A 22,721-nucleotide genomic window follows, 5' to 3' on the forward strand; every position below is an offset into this window, starting at 1 on the left:
CAATCACACCGCGGGCTTGGTCCGGAGCACAACCTTCGCGACGGGTTCGACGACGCGGGCAGCAATCGGCCCCAGGATGGCCATCAGCAGCACGTACGCGGTCGCCAGGGCTGCCAGTTCGCCTTCGACAGCCCCCGCGGCGACGGCCAGTCCGGCGATGACGATGGAGAACTCTCCGCGCGCCACCAACGCCGCACCGGCGCGTAGTCGTCCCGGCCTGCCGATTCCCTGCCGACCTGCCGCCCACCAGCCCGTCGCGATCTTGGTCGCGGCGGTGGTGACGGCGAGGACGACGGCCCAGCCCAACACTGGCGGGATGGTCGACGGGTCGGTGCCCAGGCCGAACACGACGAAGAACATCGCGGCGAACAGGTCGCGTAGGGGTTCGAGGACGCGGGTCGCGTTGTCGGCCGTCGAGCCGGAGATCGCGATTCCCAACAGGAACGCGCCGACGGCCGCCGAGACCTGCAGTTCCGACGCGATGCCGGCCACCAGCAGGGCGGATCCCAGCACCTTGAGGAGCACGATTTCTCGGTCGGGACTGTCGACGATCGCCGAGACGAATCTGCCGTATTTCAGCGCGACGACCAACACGAAGGTGATGACGAACAGTGAGATGCCGAGGGCTTCGAGTCCGCCGAGAAAGCTGACTCCGCTCAGGACGGCGGTGAGGATCGGGAGGTAGAGGGCCATCGCGAGGTCCTCGAACACCAGGATCGACAGTACGACGGGGGTTTCACGGTTTCCCAGTCGGCCCAGGTCGGTGAGAACTTTGGCGATGATTCCCGACGACGAGATATACGTGACGCCGCCCATCACGAGCGCGCCGACTCCGCCCCAGCCGAGCAGCAGCGCGACGACGGCACCGGGCGCGAAGTTGAGGACGATGTCGACCAGACCGGCCATCCTCGATCGACGCAGGCCGGTGACGAGCTCGGTTGCGGTGTATTCGAGGCCGAGCAGCAGCAACAGCAGGATGACGCCGATTTCGCTGGCGATCTCGCTGAACTCGTCGATGCCGCCGAGGTTGACGAATCCGCCGTTGCCGAAGGCCAGTCCGCCGAGTAAGTAGAACGGGATGGGGGAGACGCCGATCCGGCCGGCGAGACGAGCGAGAAGTCCGAGAACGAAGAACACGGCACCCAGCTCGGTGAGGGCGAGCGCGCTCTCGGCCACGGGTCAGCCCCGACTGATCTCAGGCATTGCCGAGCAACTTGGCTGCTGCGTCCAGTCCGTCCGCGGTGCCGACGGCGACCAGCAGGTCACCTGCGGCGAGCGTGAAGTCGGGGGTGGGTGACGGTTGTACCTGGCCGGCGCGCATGACAGCGACGACGGATACTCCGGTCTTGGTGCGCATGGCGGTGTCGCCGAGTGTGCGGCTGACGAACCGTGAATTCGCGCGAATGGGGAGTTGACGAGTGTTGATTCCGGGGAGGTCGCGATGCTCTTCCCCGAGCTGAGCAATGAGTTGCGGCGACCCGAGCAGATTGCCCAGGGCCGCCGCTTCCTCATTGCTCAGGGTGATGGACGCCTGCGTCGCATCGGGGTCGTCCTTGCGCGAAACGATCAACTCGTTCGCGCCGTCCTTGCGGGTGATGACGCCGATGCGGTGCCCGGAAGCGAGGGCAAAATCTTTCCGCACCCCGATTCCGGGCAGCAGGGTCACTTCGACGTTCATGGTCGAAATGCTAGCCCTGCAGGCAACGCGTTATCGCAGGATCAGGCGTGGAGCCTGCAGGAACGACCCGTGAAAATGTGAATCAGGATGCGACGGCAGCGAGCAGCGCTTCGCGCTGGTTTGCGCCGAGGCCGCCGATGCGGCGCGTATCTGCGATGGACAGCTGCTCGAGCAGCTGTGCGGCGCGCACGGATCCAACGCCCGGCAGGGCCTTGATCAGCGCGGACACCTTGGTCTTCTTGACGATCTCGTCGTTCTCCGCCTTGGCGAGGACGTCAGCGACGCTCAGTTCGCCGGACTTGACGGATGCGAGCAGCTTCGACCGCGCAGTGCGTGCCTCGGCCGCCTTGGCCAGCGCCGCGGTGCGCTGTTCCGGTGTCAATACTGGTAAAGCCATGGCCTGTTCTCCTCGATTGTGGTGACCCGTCGCTCGTTGACAGGTCTCGACCCTCTTGCATCGTGCCTGGTGGCTCTTCCAATCTAACCGAACAACACGAGTGTCATTCACGGTCGAACCACCGAACCTCCCTCGCCAGGCTACGTCCTATCCGATTCGGGGTGTGCCCCGACCAGCACTTCGGCCTTCCGGAGCCGGTGTGTGCTGGGTGTTCGACGCCTCGAGCCGGCCCGGTCGGGAGCGGTCGCGTGCGTTTTTCGATGGGCGAGGCGAGCGTCGTGCCGTGGGCGCTACGGCCAGTGACGCCGTATCCGAACGGTCGGTCGGATTGTTATTCTGGCGGCATGATGCGCACCCGAGGACTGCTGGCCGGACTGGCCGCGTCGATGCTCCTGCTCGTCGGCGCGGGTACCGCGGCCGCTGCTCCGATCAACGTTCCGTGGTCACCCGACGACGCGCTCGATTCGGAGGTCGGCTTCGAGTCCGGTGGCATCACCTTCTACGGCAGCCTTCGCATGCCGGTCGGCGACACCCGCGGCGTGGCATTGGTGCTGCCGGGCAGCGGGCCGACCGACCGCAACGGGAACTCGGGTGATCTGCAGCTGAATACGACCGCATACGTCGCCGACGAGCTGTCGCGACGCGGTATTGCGAGCCTGCGTTTCGACAAGCTCGGGAGCGGCCGCACCGGCCTGGCCGGGGTGGATCCGAACAATCCGCCCGGCTTCGATGCGCAGGTCGACAATGCTGCGGACGCACTGGCTTTCCTGCAGCAGCGCACCGGTGTCGGGGCGGATCGCACGACGGTGATCGGGCACAGCGAGGGCGCACTGACGGCGCTGCGCCTGGCTGATGCCGACAGCGCGGCGTTCACCCATGTCGGCCTGCTCGAGCCGTTGTCCATCCGCTACCTGGATCTGTTGACCGCGCAGGTCGATCGCAACATCGGCGAGGCCGTGGCGGTCGGCCAGTTCACCGAGGAGCAGGCCGCGTCGTCGCGGGATCGCTTCGCCCAGGCCGTCGCCGATATTCGCGCGGGACAACCGCTGTCCGCGGAGCCCGACCCGATCGTCGACGGTCTGGGACTGCGGCAGAGCGCCACCTTCCTGCGGGAAGCGGATGCCACGGACCCGGCGGATCTGGCTGCCGCGCTACCGGACTCGTACTCCTCGTTCCTGACCTGCTCGGACAAGGACCTGAACGTGTCCTGCGGCCAGGTCGAGAACGTGCGAGTGGCCCTGGGCCACACCGACCTGCACTTCGCGCGCTTCGCCAACAGCTCGCACATGCTGGGCGAGCTCGGCCCGCTGCCCGCCGATCCGAACACCGCCTTGGCACCGCTGCCGCTCTCGGGGGAGTTTCGCGATGCGTTCGGCCGGTGGGTGGACGGACTCTGAGCCGTCGAGTGCGCAGTTACGTCGTCGCTACCGGACAACCGCGAATCGGTGATGCGGCCTGGGTGCCCAGATCGCGCGGGCTGTACCCGACGGGATAGCCGGGGTAGGTCTTGTTGCCTGCGTCGGCTGTCGTGCGTGAGTGTTTTCTCGTGGGCAGGAATCGCTCCACGCGGGCCTTGGTCCGCAGCGCCCGCACCGCGGCCCGTTCCAGCGTGGGTGAGCCCGCGGGAAAGCCGAATGCGTTCGCCATCCGATCGTCGAGCAACGCGAACACGCCCTGCCGGACGGCCGGGGTGAGCGCGGCGGGAAACCACGAGCAGTAGAGATCGAGTGTGTAGGTGCCGATGCGACGGTTGTCCTCGCCGAAGCGGAACGTGCGTTCTTCGTAATCGAGCTTGAACTGTGCGAACTCGGTGTACGACTCCGGAATGTCCTTGATGCCCATGCGTTTACCCACTTCGCTGTAGAAGTGGAAGGTCGCGAGCCGCTCGTGGGGATGCAGGCGACGCCACCCGTAGGTGTCGATCCATTCGATGGGCTCGTAGATGAACGTCGTGAGCACGTACAGCATGTCGTCGTTGCAGATGTCGTACTGCGCGTGCATTCGATTGACCGTCCGCAACGATTCGCGACCTCGTTCGGAGTCGTATCCGTGTTCGACCATTTCCGACATCAGCAGCGAGGTGTCGTCGTACCGCTTCTGCGGTCGCTTCTCGAACTCGCCGGTCCGGGCCAGCAGAGCGGAGATCGTCGGCACGCAATAGGTTCGGAACAAGGCGAATTCGAGGGCCCGCTGATAATCCCAGGGGAACTCGTACCCCGCGGTGATCCGGTGAATGGTGTGACAGTCGCGGACCGGGTCGAGTTCCTCGACGCGGCGCAACCACCCGTATCGACCCCGACCCGGCGCGATGTCCATGGTCAGCCTCGTCCGTGGCGGAGTTTGAGCGCCAGCACCGAGAGCTTCATGTTCCGGGCTTTGCGCTTCATCGTCAACAGATCGATCGGTGCCGCGAAGCCCTGCACGGTCAGTGATTTGACGGTGCTGAATTCGCGAAGGCCGTCGTCGCCGTGAATGCGGCCGAAGCCCGAGTCGCCCGTTCCGCCGAACGGCAACGCCGGCACGCCGGCGAAGCCCAGCACCGAATTGACCGTCACAACACCACAATCGAGCTTCTCGGCGGCGCGTCGCCCGACCGCGGTGTCCTTGGTGAACACCGATGCACCCAGACCGTAGGAGGACGCGTTGGCGCGGGCGATGGCCTCGTCCAGGTCGCGGACCTTGTTGACGACGACGGTGGGCCCGAACGTCTCCTCGGTGATCGCGGTCGAATCCTCGGGAACGTCGGTGAGGACGACGGGGTCGATGTACGGCCCGTGCAGTGAGTCGAGACCTCCCACCACTGCGGTGCCGCCCTTGGCCAACGCATCCTCGATCTGGGCGCGGACGATGTCGCTCTGCTTGCCCAGCGTCATCGGGCCGTAGGACGAGGTCTTCGATCCACCGGGCTTCAATTCCTTGACCGCCCTGGTGAATTCGGCGACGAACCGGTCGTAAACCGGGGCGGCGACGTAGATACGTTCGACTCCGGCGCAGGTCTGCCCGGCATTGCCCATCGCGCCGAACGTCGCGAACTCCACGGCCGCAGAGATATCGGCGTCGGCGTCGATGAGCATCGCGTCCTTACCGCCGCACTCGGCGATCAACGGCGTCAACGATTTCGCGCACGTGGCCATGACTTTCTTGGCCGTCGCGGTCGAGCCGGTGAATGCAATCTTGTCGACGCCGGCTTCGACCAGGGCAGTGCCGGTGGAACCGTCGCCGGTGATCGTCTGGAACACCGGGTGGGGAGCGGCGAGCGACTGCCACTTCTCGGCCAACCAGACCCCGACACCCGGGGTGAGTTCGCTGGGCTTGAAGACGACGGTGTTGCCTGCGGCGAGGGCGTACGCGATCGACCCCATCGGCGTGTACAGCGGGTAGTTCCACGGCCCGATGACGCCGACGACGCCGAACGGGCGGTAGCTGACGTAGGCCTTCTGGTTGATGGCGAGCAGACCCGATCCGACCCGGCGCTGTTTCAGGGTCTTGCCGGCGTGACGCGCCGCCCAATCGATGTGTTCGACGCCCAACATGACTTCCAGCAGGGAGTCCTCGTCCGGCTTGCCGGTTTCGGCGGCGATGACGGCGGCGAGGCTCGCGGCGTCGCGGGCGATCGAGGTCTTGAATTCGAGGAGCCACCGCTTGCGGCCCTCGAATCCCTGCGCGTCCCACCACCGGGCGGCCGAGCGGGCGCGGGCCACGGCGATCTCGACCTCGGCGGCGTCGGCGATCGGGTACGTGGCGAGTGCGAGACCCGTTCTGGGATCGAGGCTTTCGAAGGTGCTCTCGTTCGTTCGTTCGATCTGGTCCGTCACGGGCTCTATCCTCCAGCAGATCGCATCACATATATTTGATGTGATTCAATGTTGTCCAGGACACACTATGCGTCCGTCACCGTTGCAACAACCCCCGCCGCCCCGCTGTGCAGGAGATGTGGAATGAGCCTCGATCTCACGCGCACGGCATCATCGAAACAGCCGATTCCGCGACGTCCGCAGTTGTCCGAGGATGTCGCCGTGAACATTCGTCGCAGGATCGTCGCCGGTGCGCTGAAGCCGGGGACGTTCGTCCGCATCGACGAGACCGCAGCAGAGTTGGGAGTCAGTGCCACCCCGGTACGCGAGGCGCTGGTGTCGCTGCGCGGCGAAGGGCTGCTCGAATCGGTCCCGCATCGGGGCTACCGCGTCGTCGAACTGACACAGCAGGACATCGACGACATCTTCTGGTTGCAGGGCACGATCGCCGCGGCCCTGGCCGAGCGCGCATCCCGGCGGGTGACGGCGGAGCATCTCCAGCAGTTGACCACCCTCAACGACGACCTACGCGACGCCGTGACACGCGCCGACGCCGATGCCGTCGAACGGTGCGAGTTCGAGTTTCACCGCGCCATCAACAAGATCGCAGGCGGCACCACATTGGCGTGGTTTCTGCTCGGTGCCGTCAAGTACACCCCGACGCATCTCCATGCGTCCGACACCGACTGGGGACGGCGGGCGGTACGCGGCCACGAGGAATTGATCGAGGCGATGCGTCGAGCCGATCACCGGGCCGCCGGTGAACTGATGCGACATCAGTTCACCGACGCAGCGACCCTGGTTCGATCGTTCAGCTGAGTTCGATCAGCTGAGGTGATGCGGCTGGGGGTGCGACTTGTGCCCCTCGTCCGAGCCCTCGTTGTCCTGATGACCATTGGATGTGCCCTGCGCTCCTGTTCCCGCCGGAACCATCGAGATGATCACCGACTTCGAGGTAGGGCAGTTGCTCTGCAGCGCAGTCGAATCCAACGGGATCAGCGGATTGGTCTCGGGGTAGTACGCAGCAGCCGACCCACGCGGGGTGTCGTACTCGACGATGCGGAACGACGGCGCGCACCGTTCCACGTCGTCGTCGTCCCACTTGGTGACGAGATCGACCATGTCGCCGTCGCGGAAGCCGAGCGTCGAGATGTCTTCTCGGTGCACGAAGATGACGCGTCGGCCGTTCTCGATGCCGCGGTACCGATCGCTGAGGCCGTAGATCGTCGTGTTGAACTGATCGTGGCTGCGCAACGTCTGCAGAATCAGATGGCCGGGCGGAACCTGCAGCACGTCGATCGGCGAGACGGCGAATTCGCCCTTCCCGCTCTTGGTTTCGAACGTCCTGCTGTCGCGAGGGGGATGCGGTAGGACGAAGCCGCCGGGGCGTCGAACATTGACCTCGTACCCTTCGCAACCGGCGACGACGCGCGAGATGTGCGTGCGAATGTTGCGGTAGTCGTCGCGGAAACCCTTCCAGTCGAGACCGTATCGGTCGCCGAGTGTCGCCTCGGCGATTCCGCTGACGATCGCGACCTCCGAGCGCAGGTACGGGCTCGCGGGCTTCAGCGGTCCTCGTGACGAGTGCACCGAGCAGGTGGAGTCCTCCACCGAAATCCATTGCTCACCACTGGCTTGCACGTCCTTCTCGGTGCGTCCGAGGGTCGGCAGAATGAGAGCGGTCTCGCCGCAGACGAGATGCGAACGGTTGATCTTCGTGGAGATCTGCACGGTCATGCGCATCTTGCGCAGCGCCTCGAACGTGACGTCGCTGTCGGGCGTCGCCTGTACGAAGTTGCCGCCGAGGCCGAGGAAGAAATGGGCCTTGCCGTCGCGCATGGCGCGGATCGAGTCGACGGTGTCCAAGCCGTGCTCACGGGGCGGCTCGAAGTCGAACTCTGCCGCCATGGCGTCGAGGAAGGCCACCGGAGGGCGCTCCCAGATGCCCATCGTTCGGTCGCCCTGCACGTTCGAATGGCCACGAACCGGAAGCAAACCGGCACCGGCCTTACCGATGTTTCCTTGCGCGAACGCGAGATTGGTGACTTCCTTGATGGTGGCGACGGCATTGCGATGCTGCGTCAGACCCATCGCCCAGCAGAAGACGGTGGCCTTGGAGTCGCGCAGCATTTCGGCGGCCTCGGTGATCTGCTGCATCGACAGACCGGTGACCTCGGTGACGAGATCGAAATCGACCTCGGCAACGTGTGCCTTCCACTCGTCGAATCCGACGGTGTATTCGCCGAGGAATTCGTGATCGAGGGCGTCCCACTTCACCAACAGCGCCCCGAGGGCCTGGAACAGAGCGAGGTCGCCGTTGAGCTTGATCGGCAGGTGCAGATCCGACAGATCGGTACCGGGACCGACCATGCCGCGCGGGGTCTGGGGGTTCTTGAAGTTCAGCAGTCCCGCTTCGCGAAGGGGATTGATGGACAGAATCTTTGCGCCGTTCTGCTTCGCCAGCTCGAGGGCGGAGAGCATACGCGGGTGATTCGTGCCGGGATTCTGGCCGGCCAGGATGATCAGTTCGGCGTTGTGAACGTCGTCGAGCGTGACGCTGGCCTTGCCGATGCCGATGGATTCCTGCAGCGCGATGGACGTCGACTCGTGACACATGTTGGAGCAGTCGGGCATGTTGTTGGTGCCGAACGACCGAGCGAACAACTGGTAGATGAACGCGGACTCGTTGGACGCACGACCCGAGGTGTAGAAGATGGCCTCGTCCGGGCTGGCCAGGCTCTTCAACTCGTCGCCGATCAGACGGAACGCATCGTCCCATTCGATGGGCTCGTAGTGGCTGCCGCCGGGGAGCTTGATCATCGGATGCGTGATGCGGCCTTGCTGACCCAACCAGTGTTCGGTGTGCGCATCGAGCTCGGCAATGCTGTGCTGCGCGAAGAACTCCGGAGTGGCCCGCGTGGTCGTCGCCTCCTCGGCGACGGCCTTGGCACCGTTCTCGCAGAACTCGGCGGCGTGCCGATGACCCGGATCGGGATCGGGCCACGCGCAGCTCATGCAGTCGAAGCCCTCGGCTTGGTTCAGCTTGAGGAGCGTCTGCGCGGTGCGCTTGGGACCCATGTGTCCCAGCGCGCGCTTCATCGACACCGCAACGGCGGTGGCACCTGCCGCATGGGTTTTCGGCTTCTCGATGTCGAGCTCGGCCTCGTCGACGTCGCTGTCGGTGCGTCTCATGCGGGTCCCTTCGTTGCGTTACCCCCGCCCTCGACCATAGCCGTAGGCTCAGCCGGCGAGGAGTGCGGTCACCAAATCCACGTACTGCTGTTTCGCCGAATCCTGGCTCGTGCCTTCGAGCTTCGCCCAGGCATCGAACTTTGCGCGGTTCACCATGTCCAGCCGTCCGGGACGCTTACCCGTCACGTCTCCGATCGAACCTTGCTTGAAGAGCGAGTACAGGCGCAGCAGATCGTCGTTGCTCGGCTTGGACGTGAGCTTTTTGACGTCAACCTGCGCATCGGCGAACGACTGGTCGAGATCGGACATGAACGAGCTCCTTCGGCTGTAGGTGCCGTCATCCTTGCACGGCGGCCTGCTCGAGGATGCGAATACAGTGCGCGACGAGAGCGTCGCGAGTGGCGTCGAGGGTGCCGTCCAGAAAACCGATGAACAGCGCCGTCAACGCGCCGACGGTTCCGACGGCGACGAGCTGCCGGTCGGCGGACTCGGGTAGCCGGGCACGAACCAGTTCGACGAACCCGGGCAGCAGGTCGAGTCCGCGTCGGCTCAGCGCAGGTTCGGCCAACGGAGCGATCAGCAGCACTCGTCCCATCCGAGGCTCGTCGACGACGATTTCGACGAACGCCCGGACGGGCGCGGCCACGGCGTCCTTCGGTGATGCTCCGGCGACGGCGTTCTCCAGGGCCTCCTGCGCTCGGGCCCCTACCCAGGCGTAGACCGCGCGAACGAACGTGTCGCGATCGGTGAAGCTCTCGTAGAAGTAGCGCTCGGTGAGTCCGGCTGCGCGGCAGACGGCGCGGACGTTGACCGCGGGTCCCTCCTGCGCGCCGAGGAGTTCGATCCCGGCGTCGAGCAGCGCGTCGTATCGCTTGGATCTGCGCTCTTCCATCTGTTGACTACGCATGTTGTCGAGGCTACTTTGACAACATGCGTAGTCAGTTCGATCGGCCCGTCCCACTCGGTCCCGACTCGCTCACCTGGAAGTACTTCGGTGACTGGCGCGGGATGCTGCAGGGCGTGTGGGCGGGGTCGATGCAGAACATGCACCCGGGCCTCGGAGCGGGCGTCGAGCAGCATTCGACGTTCTTCGACGAGCGATGGCAGCGGCTCTACCGCTCCCTGTATCCGATCGGGGGAGTGGTGTTCGACGGCGACCGCGCCGAGGAGACAGCTCACCAGGTGCGCGGCTACCACAACGACATCAAGGGAATCGACTCGAAAGGGCGCACGTACCACGCCCTCGATCCCGACACTTTCTACTGGGCACACGCGACGTTCTTCATGGGCACAGTGCTCACCGCCGACCGATTCATGGGCGGACTGACCGAAGCGCAGAAACTGCAACTGTTCGACGAGCATGTGCAGTGGTACCGGCTCTACGGCATGAGCATGCGATCGGTGCCCGAGACCTGGGTCGAATTCCAGAAGTACTGGGAGCGCATGTGCACACACGTGCTGGAAGACAACATGGCCGCACGTGGAGTACTGGATCTGTCCGCGCTCGGACCACCTCCGTACGCCTCCTGGCTGCCGGAACGTGTGTGGGCCGTGCTGCGCAGACCGGTGGCATCGTTGTTCGTCTGGATCACCGTCGGGCTCTACGACCCGCCCGTCCGGGAGCTACTGGGGTACACCTGGTCGGAGCGGGACGCGCGACGGTTCGCGGTGTTCGGCAGGGCGGTGAACCTGGCGTTCGGGCTGGTGCCGCGTCGTCGCCGACTCCATCCGCGCGCCCGAGCCGGATGGGATCGCGTCGCGGGCCGGAGGCCGGCAACGGCTCCTCCGGTGCACACGCCCACCCGCAATCTGCCGCCGGTACAGCGTCGCTCGCACCCGTCGCACTACAGCCCGAAAGTGTAGGTTTCCGGTCTCCGGGTACGACGCGGGTATGTACAACGTCAGAACTGGCAACGGGTCGCCGCTGGTCCTCGTCCACGGGCTCGGGTCCTCGCACCGCAACTGGGATCCGATCGTCCCGGCCCTCGCGGAGCACCGCGAGGTCATCGCCCTCGATCTCCCCGGGTTCGGACAGACACCGCCGTTGGCCGACGTCTCCATCGCGTCGTTGACCGACGCCCTGCGCGCGTACCTCGACAACGAGGGATTGTCCGACGCCGACCTCGTCGGCAGCTCCATGGGCGCACGGATGGTCGTCGAACTGGCCCGTCGGGGTCACCGTGGGTCGATGGTGGCCCTCGATCCGGGCGGCTTCTGGAACGACCGCCAGGTCAAGGTATTCGGGGCGACCATCACGGCATCGCTGGCGTTGATGAAGCGGGCGCAACCGCTGGTGCCCTTCCTGGCCGGGAACCCGATCACCAGAACCGCAGCGCTGGCGCAATTCTCGGCCGCGCCGTGGAAATTGCCGAGCGGACTGGTCGAACGGGAGCTGAAAGGCTTCTCCGCCAAGACTTCACCCTCGCTCGATGCCGCTCGCAAGGCGCTGATCCACGGGCCGAAGCAGCAGGGTGCCCCGAAAGGTTCCCTGCAGGGGTCGCTGCTCATCGGCTGGGGCCGTCAGGACAAGGTGACGACGCCCAGCCAGGCAGAGGTGGCGATGCAGCGTTTCCCCGACGCCACCCTGCATTGGTTCGACAAATGCGGACACTTCCCGCACTGGGACCAGCCGACCGAAACCGCCCGAGTCATCCTGCGGGCGACCGGTCGCTAGCTCCCATGTGAGTGGAACTTCGTAGCCTGCTACGAAGTTCCACTCACAAGGCTCAGCCGTTCCACCACGGACGCAGAGGTACGTCGGCCTGACCTTTCGGTCCCAGCTTGACCGCCAGAACCTGGTGCAGCTGAACGACATTGCGCTCGAATCCCAGACGGGACCCGGCCATGTACAGGCCCCAGACACGGGCGGTTCCCTCGCCGGCCTCGGCGACGCACGCATCCCAGTTGTCCACTAGGTTCTGGCACCACCCGGCGAGGGTCAGCGCGTAGTGCTCGCGCAGGTTCTCCTCGTGCCGGACCTCGAGTCCGACGTCCTGGATCTCGGTGATGATGCGACCCGATCCGGTGAGCTCCCCGTCGGGAAAGACGTACCGGTCGATGAAGCTGCCTGCCTTGGCGTGCGCGCGGTTGTCGGGCCGGGTGATCGAGTGGTTCAGCAGTCGACCACCGTCACGCAGCTTGGACTGGATGAACGTGAAGTACGCCGGGTAGTTGCCGACACCGATGTGCTCGGTCAGCCCGATCGACGAGATCGCGTCGAAATTCGTCTCGGGCACGTCGCGGTAATCGGAGAAGCGAACCTCGGCGAGGTCCGCAAGACCCTCGTCTTCGATGGCCTTCTGCGCCCACGAGGCCTGCTCCTGCGAGAGAGTCACACCGATGACCTGAACTCCGCGTCGCGCTGCGTAGCGCACCATCGAACCCCAGCCGCATCCGATGTCGAGCAGGCGATCACCGGGCTGCAGACCCAGTTTGTCGAACACCAACCGATACTTGTTCTCCTGCGCGGCCTCCAGAGACTGCTCGACGTTCTCGAATGCCGCACAGGTGTACGTCATCGAGGGACCGAGGACCATCTCGTAGAACCTGTTGGACACGTCGTAGTGGTGGTGGATCGCTTCGGCATCGCGTGTCTTGGAATGCCGCAGACCTTCGGCGATGCGACGCCACCGCGGAATCGCCTCCTGGGGCGGAGGAGCGATGGGACGCAGCACGTCCCAGCCGAGCGACCGAGCGATCGAGGTCAAGGTCATGGCCGACGGGCGGCGGAAATGGAGCTCGTCGCCCATCAGCGCGAGCAGTTCGTAGGGATCACCGGGATGAACACCGGTGGCCTCCAGGTCGCCGGAGACATAGGCGCGGGCCATGCCGAGATCGCCGGGAGCTGTTGCGAGATAGGTAGTTCCGCGTGGGCTCTTGAGGTTGAGGCCGATCTTGGCATCCTCGGGGCCGGCCACGCTGCCGTCGTACGCGGTGAAACGCAGGGGAATGTTGCCGTCGGAGATCAGCTCGAGGATCTCGGAGATCTTGAGTTTCTGTGGCCCGTTCACCGTGCGATTGCCGGAGTCCTTGAACGTCGTCATTTGCGCTGCACCGCCTTCGAGTACAAATCCAGCAATCGGGATTCGGGATCGTATTTCTTCTTCAGTTCTCTGTACTTCTCGCCGCCGTAGAGAACGGCGAATTCATCCTCGGTGTAGTAAGCATCCGAGTACAGCGATTTATGCCCCTCGAACTCGGTGACCTTCTTCTCGATGGCGCGGTTCGCGGCACCTTCTGCTCGACCGGGCACGATAGGTACCGAGGACCAGAAGCCGATGTTGACGTAGGTGCGCTTGGGCTCGAGCGGGTACAGCGGCCACGGCCGGGATGGATCGGCTCCGGGAGCGGCAGGTTCGCGAAGGCGCAAGGGGCACAACCACAACGGTTCGATCGGAATCTCGTCGAGAAACCAGCGTACGAAGCCGGCGGTGTGTTCGATCGGAACCTCGACGTCCTGCACGACGCGTTCGCGCGGCGGATTTCCCTTGCGCTTCTCGAGTCGATCGGCGATGTCGTACTTGCGATCGAGGCCGATCAACTTCCAATAGAAGCTGCTGCGCCGGTACTTGCGCGGCCAGAAGCGTCGGATCCGCGGGTTCTGGGTTCCGAACGCACGCGAGCACCAGAACCAGTCGGTGTCCCAGCGCCACAGGTAATCGTGGATGGTGAGCCGATCGGTCTTCGGAGTGTCCGACGAATGCTGGATCGAACGGTAGAAGATGTCGGCACCGGTGTAGTCGCTGACGGGTCCGGGCTCGTCGGTCTGAACCCCGAGAGTGAGATAGCTTTCGTCGGCGCTGAAGACGACGCCGTCCAGGTACTGAACTTCGATGCCGTCGTACTCACGCCGAGCGACGATGGTGTCCATCGTCGTTTGAAGCGTGTCCAGATCGTGGAATCGCAAGTGGCGCAGGGCAACGAACGGAAGTACCGGCTCGAGTTCGATCTTCAGCCGCGTCGAGTAGCCGAGAGTGCCGTACGAGTTGGGAAAGCCCCAGTACAGGTCCGCGTGCTCGCCCTCGGGGGTTGCCGTGAGGATTTCGCCGCTACCGGTGAGGACGTCGATCTCGAGTACCGACTCGTGCGGAAGCCCGCTGCGGAACGACGTCGACTCGATGCCGAGTCCGGTGACCGCGCCGCCGAGGGTGATCGTTTTGAGCTGCGGAACGACGAGAGGGGCGAGGCCGTAGGGCAGCGTCGCGTCGACCAGATCCTCGTACGTGCACATCCCCGCCACGTCGGCGGTGCGAGCCGCGGCATCGACGGTGACGACCTTGCTCAATCCCGAGACGTCGAGTCCCGGCGTCTTCGAGGTCGTCCTGGCCCGAAACAGGTTGGACGTCTTCTTAGCCAGACGCACCGTCGCGTCGGTCGGTATTGCGCGATAGCTGCGAAGCAACTTCTCGACACCCGACCGATGCGCTGCGTAACCGCTCTCCCTCGGTTCTGGCCGTCGTCCGAGAAGAGCATTCACTGAAGCCACGAGTAGACGCTATATCTCGTACTGCTCGGTATCCACCGAAGCTGCCGACGGTCCGGTGAAACTTCACGCAACTGTTGTCGAATCGGACGGCTCAAACTGAACTATTCGGACAAATGGTTGCATCATGCATGTGTTTTTCGATGACAGCTCATCGTATGTGAACCACCTCACACCCCGTCGGCGGCGGTGCCGACATCCAGTGCGACGCGAGGCAGGATGGAGAACGCAACCCCAATCGACTCGAAGGAGAACGTTCTCGTGGCTCAGGTCAGCGCATCCAGTTCCGCCACCATCGCCACTACACCCGATCAGGTGCTCGCCGCGCTCGCCGACTACGAAACCGTGCGGCCCCGCATCCTTCCCGAGCAGTATCGCGACTACCGGGTGGTGCAGGGCGGACAAGGCGACGGCACCGTGGCCGAATGGACCCTGCAGGCCACCCAGAAGCGAGTGCGCAACGTGAGCGCCTCCGTCACGGTCTCCGGCTCGACCATCACCGAACGCGACGCCAACTCCTCCATGGTCACCACCTGGACCGTCGCCCCCGAAGGCAACGGCACCGTCGTCACCACGACGACCGAGTGGACGGGTGCGGGAGGAATCGGCGGATTCTTCGAGAAGACGTTCGCGCCCCTCGGATTGAAGAAGATCCAGGCCGCGACCCTCGACAACCTGCGCCGCGAGTTGATCTAGACCCGCTCGAAATCCGGCTCTTCGATCAACGCCAACGTGCCGACCACCACGGTGCGCATCGACCACAGAAACATCCCGTCGGGTCCACGGTCGATCGTGTCGTAGGCCCCCGGAAGGGTGTCGAGGTCGGTGCGCGCCGCGATCGCGTCGTCGTACTCACGATCGCGTCGAGCCTCGTTGTAGACGATCTCCGCCAATGCAATGGCGTGTTCGACGACGGTGATGACCGCCCACGTCGCCTGCTTGGGGGTGAGGTCGTAGCGCATTCGGTATCGCGTCTGCACGGCGTCGGCCATCCGAAGGGCGTCGATGGAACTGGGAGTCAGTCCGATCAAATACGCGGCGATGCCCGGGTTGCGGTGAACCAGCGCGCGAATGGCGGAGGCAAGTTCCAGCAACGCGTCGTGCATCGGCTCGTCGTCTCCGGGGAGCGGCGGCGACCAGCGTCGCAGGATCTCCTCGGCGACCAGGGCCTTGAGCGCGGCCGGACCGTCGATGTTGTTGTAGATCGCGACTATCGACACGCCCAGCGCGTCGGCGACCGACCTCACCGTCACCTTGGGCAGCGTCAGGGCGATGCCCGCCTCGGCCATGGTTTCGGGAGTCACTCGACGCTTGCGAGGGGTCGAGCTCGCCGGCGCGTTCATGGCCTCAGGCTACGTGGGCTCAGAACTGACGGAACGTCAGCCGAGTGTCGAACCTGATCGTGCGGTCGAACGTCGTCCGACACCGTGCGACTACGCTGGAGGTTGCTTCGACCCACGCGAGAGGACGGCACAGTGCAACCCGGTGAACAGCCCGACATGGCCTCGATTCTGCAGCAGGCTCAGCAGATGCAGCAGCAACTGATGGCAGCACAGGCGGAGATCGCCGAAACCGAGGTCACCGGTCAGGCCGGCGGCGGACTCGTCGTGGCGACCGTCAAGGGAACGGGCGAAGTGGTCGGACTGACCATCGACCCCAAGATCGTGGATCCCGACGACGTCGAGACACTGCAGGACCTGGTGATCGGTGCCATCGCCGACGCGTCGAAGGCAGCGCAGAACGTAGCGAGCGAGAAGCTCGGCCCCCTCGCAGGCGGTCTCGGCGGCGGCTCCCTCGGACTACCCGGCTTCTAGGCGAGACGAGTGTACGAAGGTCCCGTACAGGATCTGATCGACGAGCTGGGAAAGTTCCCCGGAGTCGGTCCGAAGAGCGCTCAGCGCATAGCGTTTCACCTCCTGGCCGTCGAGCCACCCGAGGTCGATCGCCTCATGCGCGCGTTGCAGCGCATCCGCGACGGCGTGCAGTTCTGCATCGTCTGCGGGACCGTATCGGACAAGGAACTGTGCCGAATCTGCGCCGACTCCCGACGTGACAGGTCCATGATCTGCGTCGTCGAAGAGCCCAAAGACGTTCAGGCCGTGGAACGTACGCGCGAATTCAAAGGCCGGTACCACGTACTCGGCGGAGCGCTCGACCCACTCAACGGAGTGGGCCCCGACCAGCTGCGCATCCGAGAGTTGTTGACCCGCGTCGGAACTCAGGACGACGGCGTCGACGTCACCGAGGTCATCATCGCCACCGACCCCAACACCGAGGGCGAAGCAACGGCTACGTACCTCGTCCGGATGATGCGCGATTTCCCCGGTCTCGCCATCACCCGTCTCGCCTCCGGCCTACCGATGGGCGGAGACCTCGAATTCGCCGACGAACTGACACTCGGCCGAGCTCTCACCGGCCGGCGCCGTATGTGAGAGCGGCTTCGCCGCACGTGCATGGAAGTTCGTAGCAGGGGTCGAGTTTCCACTCACGACCTCGCCTATCCACAGCCTGTGGATAGATCCTGACGCGGTCACCGTAAACCGGCCATCCTGAGGTACATGAGGACGAGACCGGCGGGTGCCTGGCAGCGACTACTGGACGATCAGCACGGAATCATCACCACGAAGCAAATGCACGAGAACGGGGTCAACAAGGACTCGATCGACCACTGCGTGGAAACCGGGCAGTGGCTCAGGGTGTTTCGCGGAGTCCTATCGGTGACCAACGGACCGCTGACTCGTGAGATGCAGCTGTCGGCGGCATTGTTGTTCGCGGGCCGGGGAGCGTTGCTCAGCCACACCACCGCCGCTGAGGAGTGGGGGTGGCGGCGAGTCAGTTCTGGGCCGGTTCATCTCACCGTTCCCTACGGGTGCTCGGCAATCAGCAGGCCGCCGACAATGCGACACGCCAAGCAGAACTTCACGTCAGAGAGCAATGAACAAATTCATCCCGGCGTGATCGTGCACCGTTCCCGAGCCATGAGCCACATCGGCGTCGAGACGAATCCGGCGCGAACGAGCGCCGCCGATACGGTGCTGGATCTGGCAGTCGCGGAACCGTCGTCGAGGCAGGCCGTGATCACGTTGGTTTCAGCGATGTCGTCGGGCGGCGTGAACGTCGCGGCAATGACACGCAAGGTCGAAGTCCGACGGCCGATGCGCTACCTGAAGGCAATTCTGCACACATTGGCTCTCATGCGCGACGGGGTCCATTCTGCGCTCGAGCATCGCTACGTGCTCGATGTCGAACAGGCGCACGGACTTCCGGCCGGGAAGCGACAGGCACCGGTCTTCGTCGACGGGCGGCAACTCTTCGAGGACATTCGTTACGAAATATGCGACCTGATCGTCAGGCTGGACGGCCAGGCCTTCCACTCTGCCAAGCAGCGTCGTTTTCGCGATCGACGACGCGACAATGCCGCTGAGCTACGGAACCTGCCGCGGTTGATGTACGGCTGGCACGAAGTGGCCGAGGACCCGTGCGGTGTGTACCGCGAAGTCCGCGAGGTGCTGGTCAGAGAGGGATGGAACGACGCTTCGTACCCTTGTGAACGGTGCTCGTCGTGAGTGGGAAATCGTAGTGGGCTACGAAGTTTCACTCACGTGCGGCGGAGCCGCTCCCTGCGGAGTCGCGCAACCTCGGGGAGGTCGAGGGGAGCGAGAGTGGTGCCCAAAGCCCGTTCGAGTAGGTAGTCCGCCAACTCCGGGTTTCGGGCGAGTACCGGCCCGTGCATGTAGGTGCCCAACACCGAACCCTGCACGACGCCTTCACGCCCGTCGCCGACACCGTTGCCCACCCCGTGGGTGACCTTGGCGAGCGGTGCGGCATCAGGCCCGAGTGTCGTTCCGCCGCGGTGGTTCTCGAATCCGCTGAGCTTCTGGGTGAGACCGCCGAGCGTGGGTTCGGTGACGACTTCACCGATGGATCGGGTGGCCTGGGGCGCGGTGGTCACGTCGAAGAGGGAGATGCCGTCGACGCGTTCGCCTGCGGAGGTCTCGTACCAGTGCCCGAGCACCTGGATCGCGGCGCAGATAGCGAGTACCGGCACACCGCGACCAGCTGCGTTCTGCAGGCCCGGGTATCGGGTGAGGTGACGCGTCGCGAGGCGCTGAGCCGAATCCTCTGCTCCACCAAGGGTGTACACGTCCAGCGAATCCGGGACCGGATCGTTGAGGGTGATGTGCACGACCTCGGCGTCGATGTCTCGCATCCGCAGTCGCTGGCGGAGAACGAGGGCGTTGCCGTTGTCGCCGTAGGTGCCCATGACGTCGGGCAGAACGAGGCCGATGCGAACGGTGGACTCAGACATCCTTGGTCTCCCGTGCCAGTGCGCGACCGAGATCGCGGAACGCGGTGTAGTTCGCCAGCACTTCGACGCGTCCCGGCGGGCAGGATGCGATGGCCTGCAACGGATCTGCGATGGTCGTGTGCTGCGAACCGGCATACAGCAGGCGGACGCCCAGGTCGGTCGCGCGTTCACCGGCCGCGACGACGGCGACGTCCTCGAAGTGCTCGAAACGCACGTCCCACAGCCACGACAGGTCTTCACCGTCGGGTACTTGTCCGTTGACGGCGATGACGAGACCGTCGCACGTGGGATCGATCATCGACAGTGCTTCCTGCCATCCGGCCGGATTCTTGGCCAGAAGCATTCGGACGGAATGCGATCCGTACTGGATGGTGGAATAGCGTCCGGCCACCTCGTCGACTCCCGATGCGGCTGCGACGGCGTCGGCAGGTGTTGCGCCGAGAGTGACGGCTGCGGCCACGGCCTGAGCTGCGTTGCCGCGGTTGGCCTTTCCGGGCAGCGCCAATGTCATCGGTATAACGAGCCCATCGGGGCCGTAGAGATTCTCGTCGTCGAACCACCAATCCGGCGTCGGACGCTCGAAATCGCTGCCGGTGCTGTACCAGTGCTCGCCGTCCCAGACTATGGGTTCGCCGGTACGCGGGCAGCTGACGGAGTCGCCGGCCCAGCCGCCGCCCGCGGCGACCCACACGACGTTCGGAGCATCGAATGCCGCCGAGGTGACGAGGACGTCGTCGCAGTTCGCAATGACGACGGTGTCGGGATGACGGGCCAACCCGGCGCGCAGGGCTCGCTCGATCATGTTGATCTCGCCGACGCGGTCGAGCTGGTCGCGACTGAGATTCAGCAGCACGATCGCCGCGGGATCGACCGCGTCGGATACGTGGGGGACGTGGAGCTCGTCGACCTCCAGGGCGGCCAGCTCGGCGTCGAAATGAGCGTGCAGTGCCGCGACGATGCCGGCATCCATGTTGGCTCCGTCGGCCTGGGTGGCGACGTCGCCGAGAGTGGCCAGTGCTGCCGCCGTCATCCGCGTCGTAGTCGATTTGCCGTTGGTGCCGGTGACGATGACGGTGCGTCGCCCTCGGCCCAGGCCGCCCAGAATGGTCGGATCGATCTTGAGCGCGACCAGACCACCGATCATCGAGCCCTTGCCTCGGCCCGCCTTGCGGGACGCCCACGTCGCCAGCTCCGCCGCGCGTAATGCCACGCGGCCACGGGCGCCGATACGTCTGCGCTCACCCAGTTCAGCCATCCGCCGAGTCTGGCACAGAAGAGCGTGCAGTTTCACGTCGACGCTTGCTACCCCTCGCTCATTCCGCAGGCTCCACTCCCGCTACCCCTGGGTCATTCCGCAGGCTCCACTCCCGCTACCCCTGGGTCATTCCGCAGGCTCCACTCCCGCTACCCCTGGGTCATTCCGCAGGCTCCACTCCCGCCCTCATACCGGTACTTTCTCCAGAACTGGGGTCGGCTTCCTGGCAGCCATTCCGCCCAGGCAGCCGCCGATGACGATCGCTCCGCCGAGCAGGGCCAACAGCGACGGGGTTTCGTCGAGAAACGCCCAGGCACCCGCGATACCGACGACGGGAACCAGCAGCGAGAACGGTGCGACGAGACCGGCCGGGTTGCGGCTCATCAGGATGCTCCACAGGCCGCTACCCACGATCGTGGCGGGAATCACGATGTACGCCAACGCGACCAGACCGGGCCAGCCCTGCGAACCGAACGAGTCGGCCAGCGCGTGCCAGCCCGTGCTCGGGCCCTCGACGACCGCCGACAGCGCCAACATCGGCACCGGCGGTACGACGGTCATCCAGAGCATCAGTGTCATCGGGGAGTCGGACTTGGCGAGTCGGTTCCCGAGATTGCCGAAGGCCCAGCCCAGACCGGCGAGCAGGGTGAGGACGACAGGAATCAGGGTGGCGTTCTGGGCGCGATCCCACCCGATGAGAACCATGCCGAGGACGGCCACACCGATGCCGATTGCCTGCCTGCGGCTCACGTGTTCGCGTAACAGCAGCGCGCCGAGAACGACGGTGAACGGAGCCGACGACTGCAGCACGAGCGACGCCAATCCCGTCGGCATGCCTGCCGCCATCGCCGCGAACAGGAAGGCGAACTGCAGGAAACCGAAGCCGAAGCCGTAGAGCAACAACCATTTCAGGGGCACCTTCGGTCGCGGAACGAACATCACGACCGGAACTGCGATGACCAGAAAGCGCAGTGCCGCGAAGAAGAAGGGCGGAAAGTGGTCGAGCCCGACGCGGATGGCGAGGAAGTTCAGTCCCCACAGAACGGCGACAGTCAGTCCGAGGAGGCGGTCGCGAGTGGTCATGCCCATTATCGTGACGGGTGCAAACAATCAGCACAATCGAATATATCCGCACCAACAGTTAAGATTTTCTGTATGAATGTGGAGCGGCTCCGGATCCTCGCTGAGCTTGCCGACCGCGGAACCGTTGCATCGGTCGCCGAGGCGATGTCGATGACTCCGTCGGCGGTGTCTCAACAGCTCAAGTTGCTGGCGCGCGAGGCCGGCGTGACATTGCTCGAACCGGACGGGCGTCGGCTGCGCCTCACCGACGCCGGGCGGGCACTGGTACTCAGAACCGACGAGGTCCTCGCTGCCCTCGCCCGCGCCACAGCAGAAATGGATCGGTATCGAGCGTCTCCGCGGGGACGCGTCCGAGTTGCGCTGTTCCCGTCGGGCGCGGCACTGCTGCTGCCCGGGGTCCTGACGCGGTTGGCGGACTCGGACGTCGACATCGATGCGCGCGACGAGGACCTGCCCGCATCCTCGGTGCCCGAGCTACTCGCCGATTACGACGTGGTGCTCACCCACCGAGACGACCGAGCTCCGTCGACGGCGGGTCCACGGATCGAGGTGACGACCCTGATGCGCGAGCCCATCGATCTGGTGTTGCCTCTCGATCACGCACTGGCGCAGCAAGGCTCGATCGATCTGCGAGACTTGATCGACGAGCGGTGGATCAGCGTTCGCGGCGGTTTTCCGGTCGACGACGTGTTGCTCTCCGTGGCCTCGGTGACCGGAGTTCAGCCGCGAGTTGTCCAACGCATCAACGACTTTCGAGTGACCGAAACACTCGTCGCGGCCGGGCACGGAGTGGCGTTGATGCCGCGCTACGCCGTTGTGCATCCGGGCCTGGTACGTCGAGAGCTCGCCGGCGTTCGAGCCGGGCGAATCTACGAACTCGCGACGAGGACGGATGCGCGGCGACTACCCGCGATCGCCGCTGTGCTCGATGCGTTCGGAGCGGAAGCGACGTTCAGGACAGCGCTTTGGCCTTCAGCGTCGTGAACTCGTCCTGATCGATGGTTCCGTTGTCCAGCAACGCCTTTGCGTGTGCGATCTCTTCGGACGCAGATCGACCGGCGACGTGCTTGATGTACTCCTCCTGCTGGTCCTGTGCGTGCTGCAGGGCGGCAACCTGACGCTTGGCGATGTTGCTGCCGTTCACGATGAGGTAGACCAGCGCGGTGAGGAACGGCGCAACGATGAGGAAGAGCACCCACAGGGCTTTGACGAACCCGGATGTCTTGTGGTCCCGAAAAAGATCTCCGATGATCGAGAACATCACCATGAGGTAGGCCACGAAGGCGAACCCGACGATGAGAAGCCAAAGAAAATCCCAGAAAGAATCCATGGCGAACTTCCATTCTCCAAGGTGCCCCGACGGCTGATTCAGTGTGGCATTTGCGGCACCCCGTGCACACGGGTCTTTGGTCCCTTTCGTCGACCGGAAATCCCAGTGAGCCCCACGTCGACCGCGCCCGCTTTCGTTTCGTGAGGGCTCGACAACGCAACACGCCGCCCACCCCGAAAGGTGAGCGGCGTGTCGTCGAGC

The 22,721-nt window shown here is 64.8% G+C and carries 24 protein-coding genes; 9 read left to right on the forward strand and 15 right to left on the reverse strand.

Annotated features, from left to right (window positions below; all coding sequences use genetic code 11):
- Positions 1-3 precede the first annotated feature (3 nt).
- From AB0O58_RS06280 to mihF, 3 genes are all read right to left on the reverse strand, one after another.
- Positions 4-1,176 carry a cation:proton antiporter gene (locus AB0O58_RS06280; protein WP_366238023.1) on the reverse strand — a complete coding sequence of 391 codons (1,173 nt, stop codon included), beginning with the start codon at positions 1,174-1,176 and terminating at the stop codon, positions 4-6.
- Positions 1,177-1,195: 19 nt separating this feature from the next.
- Entirely contained in the window at positions 1,196-1,678 is a 483-nt protein-coding gene (locus AB0O58_RS06285; protein ID WP_366238024.1) for a cation:proton antiporter regulatory subunit, read from the reverse strand.
- Between the two features lie 82 nt (positions 1,679-1,760).
- Positions 1,761-2,075, reverse strand: a complete 315-nt coding sequence (mihF, locus tag AB0O58_RS06290) for an integration host factor, actinobacterial type (RefSeq protein ID WP_008712632.1) — start codon at positions 2,073-2,075, stop codon at positions 1,761-1,763.
- A 344-nt stretch (positions 2,076-2,419) separates the two neighbouring features.
- Here mihF and AB0O58_RS06295 point away from each other — a divergent pair, with 344 nt between their 5' ends.
- A complete protein-coding gene (locus tag AB0O58_RS06295; protein WP_057472548.1) occupies positions 2,420-3,472 on the forward strand; it encodes an alpha/beta fold hydrolase in 1,053 nt (350 codons plus the stop codon).
- 16 nt (positions 3,473-3,488) lie between these two features.
- Here AB0O58_RS06295 and AB0O58_RS06300 read toward each other — a convergent pair whose 3' ends face one another.
- Both AB0O58_RS06300 and AB0O58_RS06305 read right to left on the reverse strand, forming a co-directional pair.
- Entirely contained in the window at positions 3,489-4,391 is a 903-nt protein-coding gene (locus AB0O58_RS06300; RefSeq protein WP_057472549.1) for an oxygenase MpaB family protein, read from the reverse strand.
- A gap of 2 nt (positions 4,392-4,393) precedes the next feature.
- Positions 4,394-5,890: an aldehyde dehydrogenase family protein gene (locus AB0O58_RS06305; RefSeq protein WP_206498920.1), complete on the reverse strand. Its 1,497-nt coding sequence runs from the start codon at positions 5,888-5,890 to the stop codon at positions 4,394-4,396.
- A gap of 123 nt (positions 5,891-6,013) precedes the next feature.
- Here AB0O58_RS06305 and AB0O58_RS06310 point away from each other — a divergent pair, with 123 nt between their 5' ends.
- Positions 6,014-6,688, forward strand: a complete 675-nt coding sequence (locus AB0O58_RS06310) for a GntR family transcriptional regulator (RefSeq protein ID WP_204859157.1) — start codon at positions 6,014-6,016, stop codon at positions 6,686-6,688.
- A 6-nt stretch (positions 6,689-6,694) separates the two neighbouring features.
- Here the strand turns inward: AB0O58_RS06310 and AB0O58_RS06315 are convergent, their stop codons facing one another.
- Genes AB0O58_RS06315 through AB0O58_RS06325 form a run of 3 tightly spaced genes read right to left on the reverse strand, consistent with a single transcriptional unit; the run spans position 6,695 to position 9,968 of the window.
- Positions 6,695-9,061 (reverse strand): FdhF/YdeP family oxidoreductase, encoded by a 2,367-nt coding sequence (locus tag AB0O58_RS06315; protein WP_027494542.1) that lies wholly within the window; start codon positions 9,059-9,061, stop codon positions 6,695-6,697.
- 48 nt (positions 9,062-9,109) lie between these two features.
- On the reverse strand, positions 9,110-9,370 hold the full coding sequence (locus AB0O58_RS06320) for an acyl-CoA-binding protein (RefSeq protein WP_032364582.1): 261 nt from the start codon (positions 9,368-9,370) through the stop codon (positions 9,110-9,112).
- Between the two features lie 28 nt (positions 9,371-9,398).
- Positions 9,399-9,968 carry a TetR family transcriptional regulator gene (locus AB0O58_RS06325; RefSeq protein WP_283541820.1) on the reverse strand — a complete coding sequence of 190 codons (570 nt, stop codon included), beginning with the start codon at positions 9,966-9,968 and terminating at the stop codon, positions 9,399-9,401.
- Positions 9,969-9,991: 23 nt separating this feature from the next.
- Here AB0O58_RS06325 and AB0O58_RS06330 point away from each other — a divergent pair, with 23 nt between their 5' ends.
- On the forward strand, positions 9,992-10,924 hold the full coding sequence (locus AB0O58_RS06330) for an oxygenase MpaB family protein (protein WP_283541821.1): 933 nt from the start codon (positions 9,992-9,994) through the stop codon (positions 10,922-10,924).
- 28 nt (positions 10,925-10,952) lie between these two features.
- Positions 10,953-11,735, forward strand: coding sequence for an alpha/beta fold hydrolase (locus AB0O58_RS06335; protein WP_283541822.1), 783 nt, complete (start codon positions 10,953-10,955; stop codon positions 11,733-11,735).
- Positions 11,736-11,787: 52 nt separating this feature from the next.
- On the opposite strand, the gene AB0O58_RS06340 is transcribed toward AB0O58_RS06335, so the two are convergent.
- Together AB0O58_RS06340 and AB0O58_RS06345 are read right to left on the reverse strand one after the other, a co-directional pair.
- On the reverse strand, positions 11,788-13,104 hold the full coding sequence (locus AB0O58_RS06340; protein WP_027494537.1) for a class I SAM-dependent methyltransferase: 1,317 nt from the start codon (positions 13,102-13,104) through the stop codon (positions 11,788-11,790).
- Complete coding sequence (locus AB0O58_RS06345) at positions 13,101-14,546, reverse strand: FAD-binding oxidoreductase (RefSeq protein WP_052063056.1); 1,446 nt, start codon at positions 14,544-14,546, stop codon at positions 13,101-13,103. The genes AB0O58_RS06340 and AB0O58_RS06345 overlap by 4 nt, the downstream gene beginning before the upstream one ends.
- A 258-nt stretch (positions 14,547-14,804) precedes the next feature.
- Between AB0O58_RS06345 and AB0O58_RS06350 the strand changes: the two genes are divergently transcribed.
- The gene (locus AB0O58_RS06350; RefSeq protein ID WP_032364748.1) at positions 14,805-15,239 is read left to right on the forward strand and encodes an SRPBCC family protein; all 435 of its coding nucleotides are present in this window, start codon (positions 14,805-14,807) and stop codon (positions 15,237-15,239) included.
- Here the strand turns inward: AB0O58_RS06350 and AB0O58_RS06355 are convergent.
- Complete coding sequence (locus AB0O58_RS06355) at positions 15,236-15,886, reverse strand: hypothetical protein (protein WP_155289594.1); 651 nt, start codon at positions 15,884-15,886, stop codon at positions 15,236-15,238. The genes AB0O58_RS06350 and AB0O58_RS06355 overlap by 4 nt on opposite strands.
- 132 nt (positions 15,887-16,018) lie before the next feature.
- On the opposite strand from AB0O58_RS06355, the gene AB0O58_RS06360 reads away from it, so the two are divergent.
- The 3 genes from AB0O58_RS06360 to AB0O58_RS06370 all read left to right on the forward strand — a co-directional run bounded on the left by AB0O58_RS06360 (position 16,019) and on the right by AB0O58_RS06370 (position 18,109).
- Positions 16,019-16,357, forward strand: a complete 339-nt coding sequence (locus tag AB0O58_RS06360; protein ID WP_027494533.1) for a YbaB/EbfC family nucleoid-associated protein — start codon at positions 16,019-16,021, stop codon at positions 16,355-16,357.
- Between the two features lie 9 nt (positions 16,358-16,366).
- The gene (gene recR / locus AB0O58_RS06365) at positions 16,367-16,975 is read left to right on the forward strand and encodes a recombination mediator RecR (RefSeq protein ID WP_027494532.1); all 609 of its coding nucleotides are present in this window, start codon (positions 16,367-16,369) and stop codon (positions 16,973-16,975) included.
- Positions 16,976-17,101: 126 nt separating this feature from the next.
- Complete coding sequence (locus AB0O58_RS06370; RefSeq protein WP_032373776.1) at positions 17,102-18,109, forward strand: type IV toxin-antitoxin system AbiEi family antitoxin domain-containing protein; 1,008 nt, start codon at positions 17,102-17,104, stop codon at positions 18,107-18,109.
- A gap of 32 nt (positions 18,110-18,141) precedes the next feature.
- On the opposite strand, the gene AB0O58_RS06375 is transcribed toward AB0O58_RS06370, so the two are convergent.
- From AB0O58_RS06375 to AB0O58_RS06385, 3 genes are all read right to left on the reverse strand, one after another.
- Positions 18,142-18,852 (reverse strand): glutamine amidotransferase, encoded by a 711-nt coding sequence (locus AB0O58_RS06375; protein ID WP_287453937.1) that lies wholly within the window; start codon positions 18,850-18,852, stop codon positions 18,142-18,144.
- Positions 18,845-20,107, reverse strand: a complete 1,263-nt coding sequence (locus tag AB0O58_RS06380; protein ID WP_287453939.1) for a Mur ligase family protein — start codon at positions 20,105-20,107, stop codon at positions 18,845-18,847. The genes AB0O58_RS06375 and AB0O58_RS06380 overlap by 8 nt, the downstream gene beginning before the upstream one ends.
- 186 nt (positions 20,108-20,293) lie before the next feature.
- On the reverse strand, positions 20,294-21,190 hold the full coding sequence (locus tag AB0O58_RS06385; RefSeq protein ID WP_363797771.1) for an EamA family transporter: 897 nt from the start codon (positions 21,188-21,190) through the stop codon (positions 20,294-20,296).
- A 72-nt stretch (positions 21,191-21,262) separates the two neighbouring features.
- Between AB0O58_RS06385 and AB0O58_RS06390 the strand changes: the two genes are divergently transcribed.
- Entirely contained in the window at positions 21,263-22,174 is a 912-nt protein-coding gene (locus AB0O58_RS06390; RefSeq protein WP_032384094.1) for a LysR family transcriptional regulator, read from the forward strand.
- Here the strand turns inward: AB0O58_RS06390 and AB0O58_RS06395 are convergent.
- On the reverse strand, positions 22,143-22,520 hold the full coding sequence (locus AB0O58_RS06395) for an SHOCT domain-containing protein (protein WP_057472559.1): 378 nt from the start codon (positions 22,518-22,520) through the stop codon (positions 22,143-22,145). The two genes, AB0O58_RS06390 and AB0O58_RS06395, sit on opposite strands and share 32 nt — an antisense overlap.
- Positions 22,521-22,721: the final 201 nt, after the last annotated feature.

This window comes from Rhodococcus sp. NPDC080181, from assembly GCF_040702225.1.
Taxonomy (GTDB): Bacteria; Actinomycetota; Actinomycetes; order Mycobacteriales; family Mycobacteriaceae; genus Rhodococcoides; species Rhodococcoides fascians.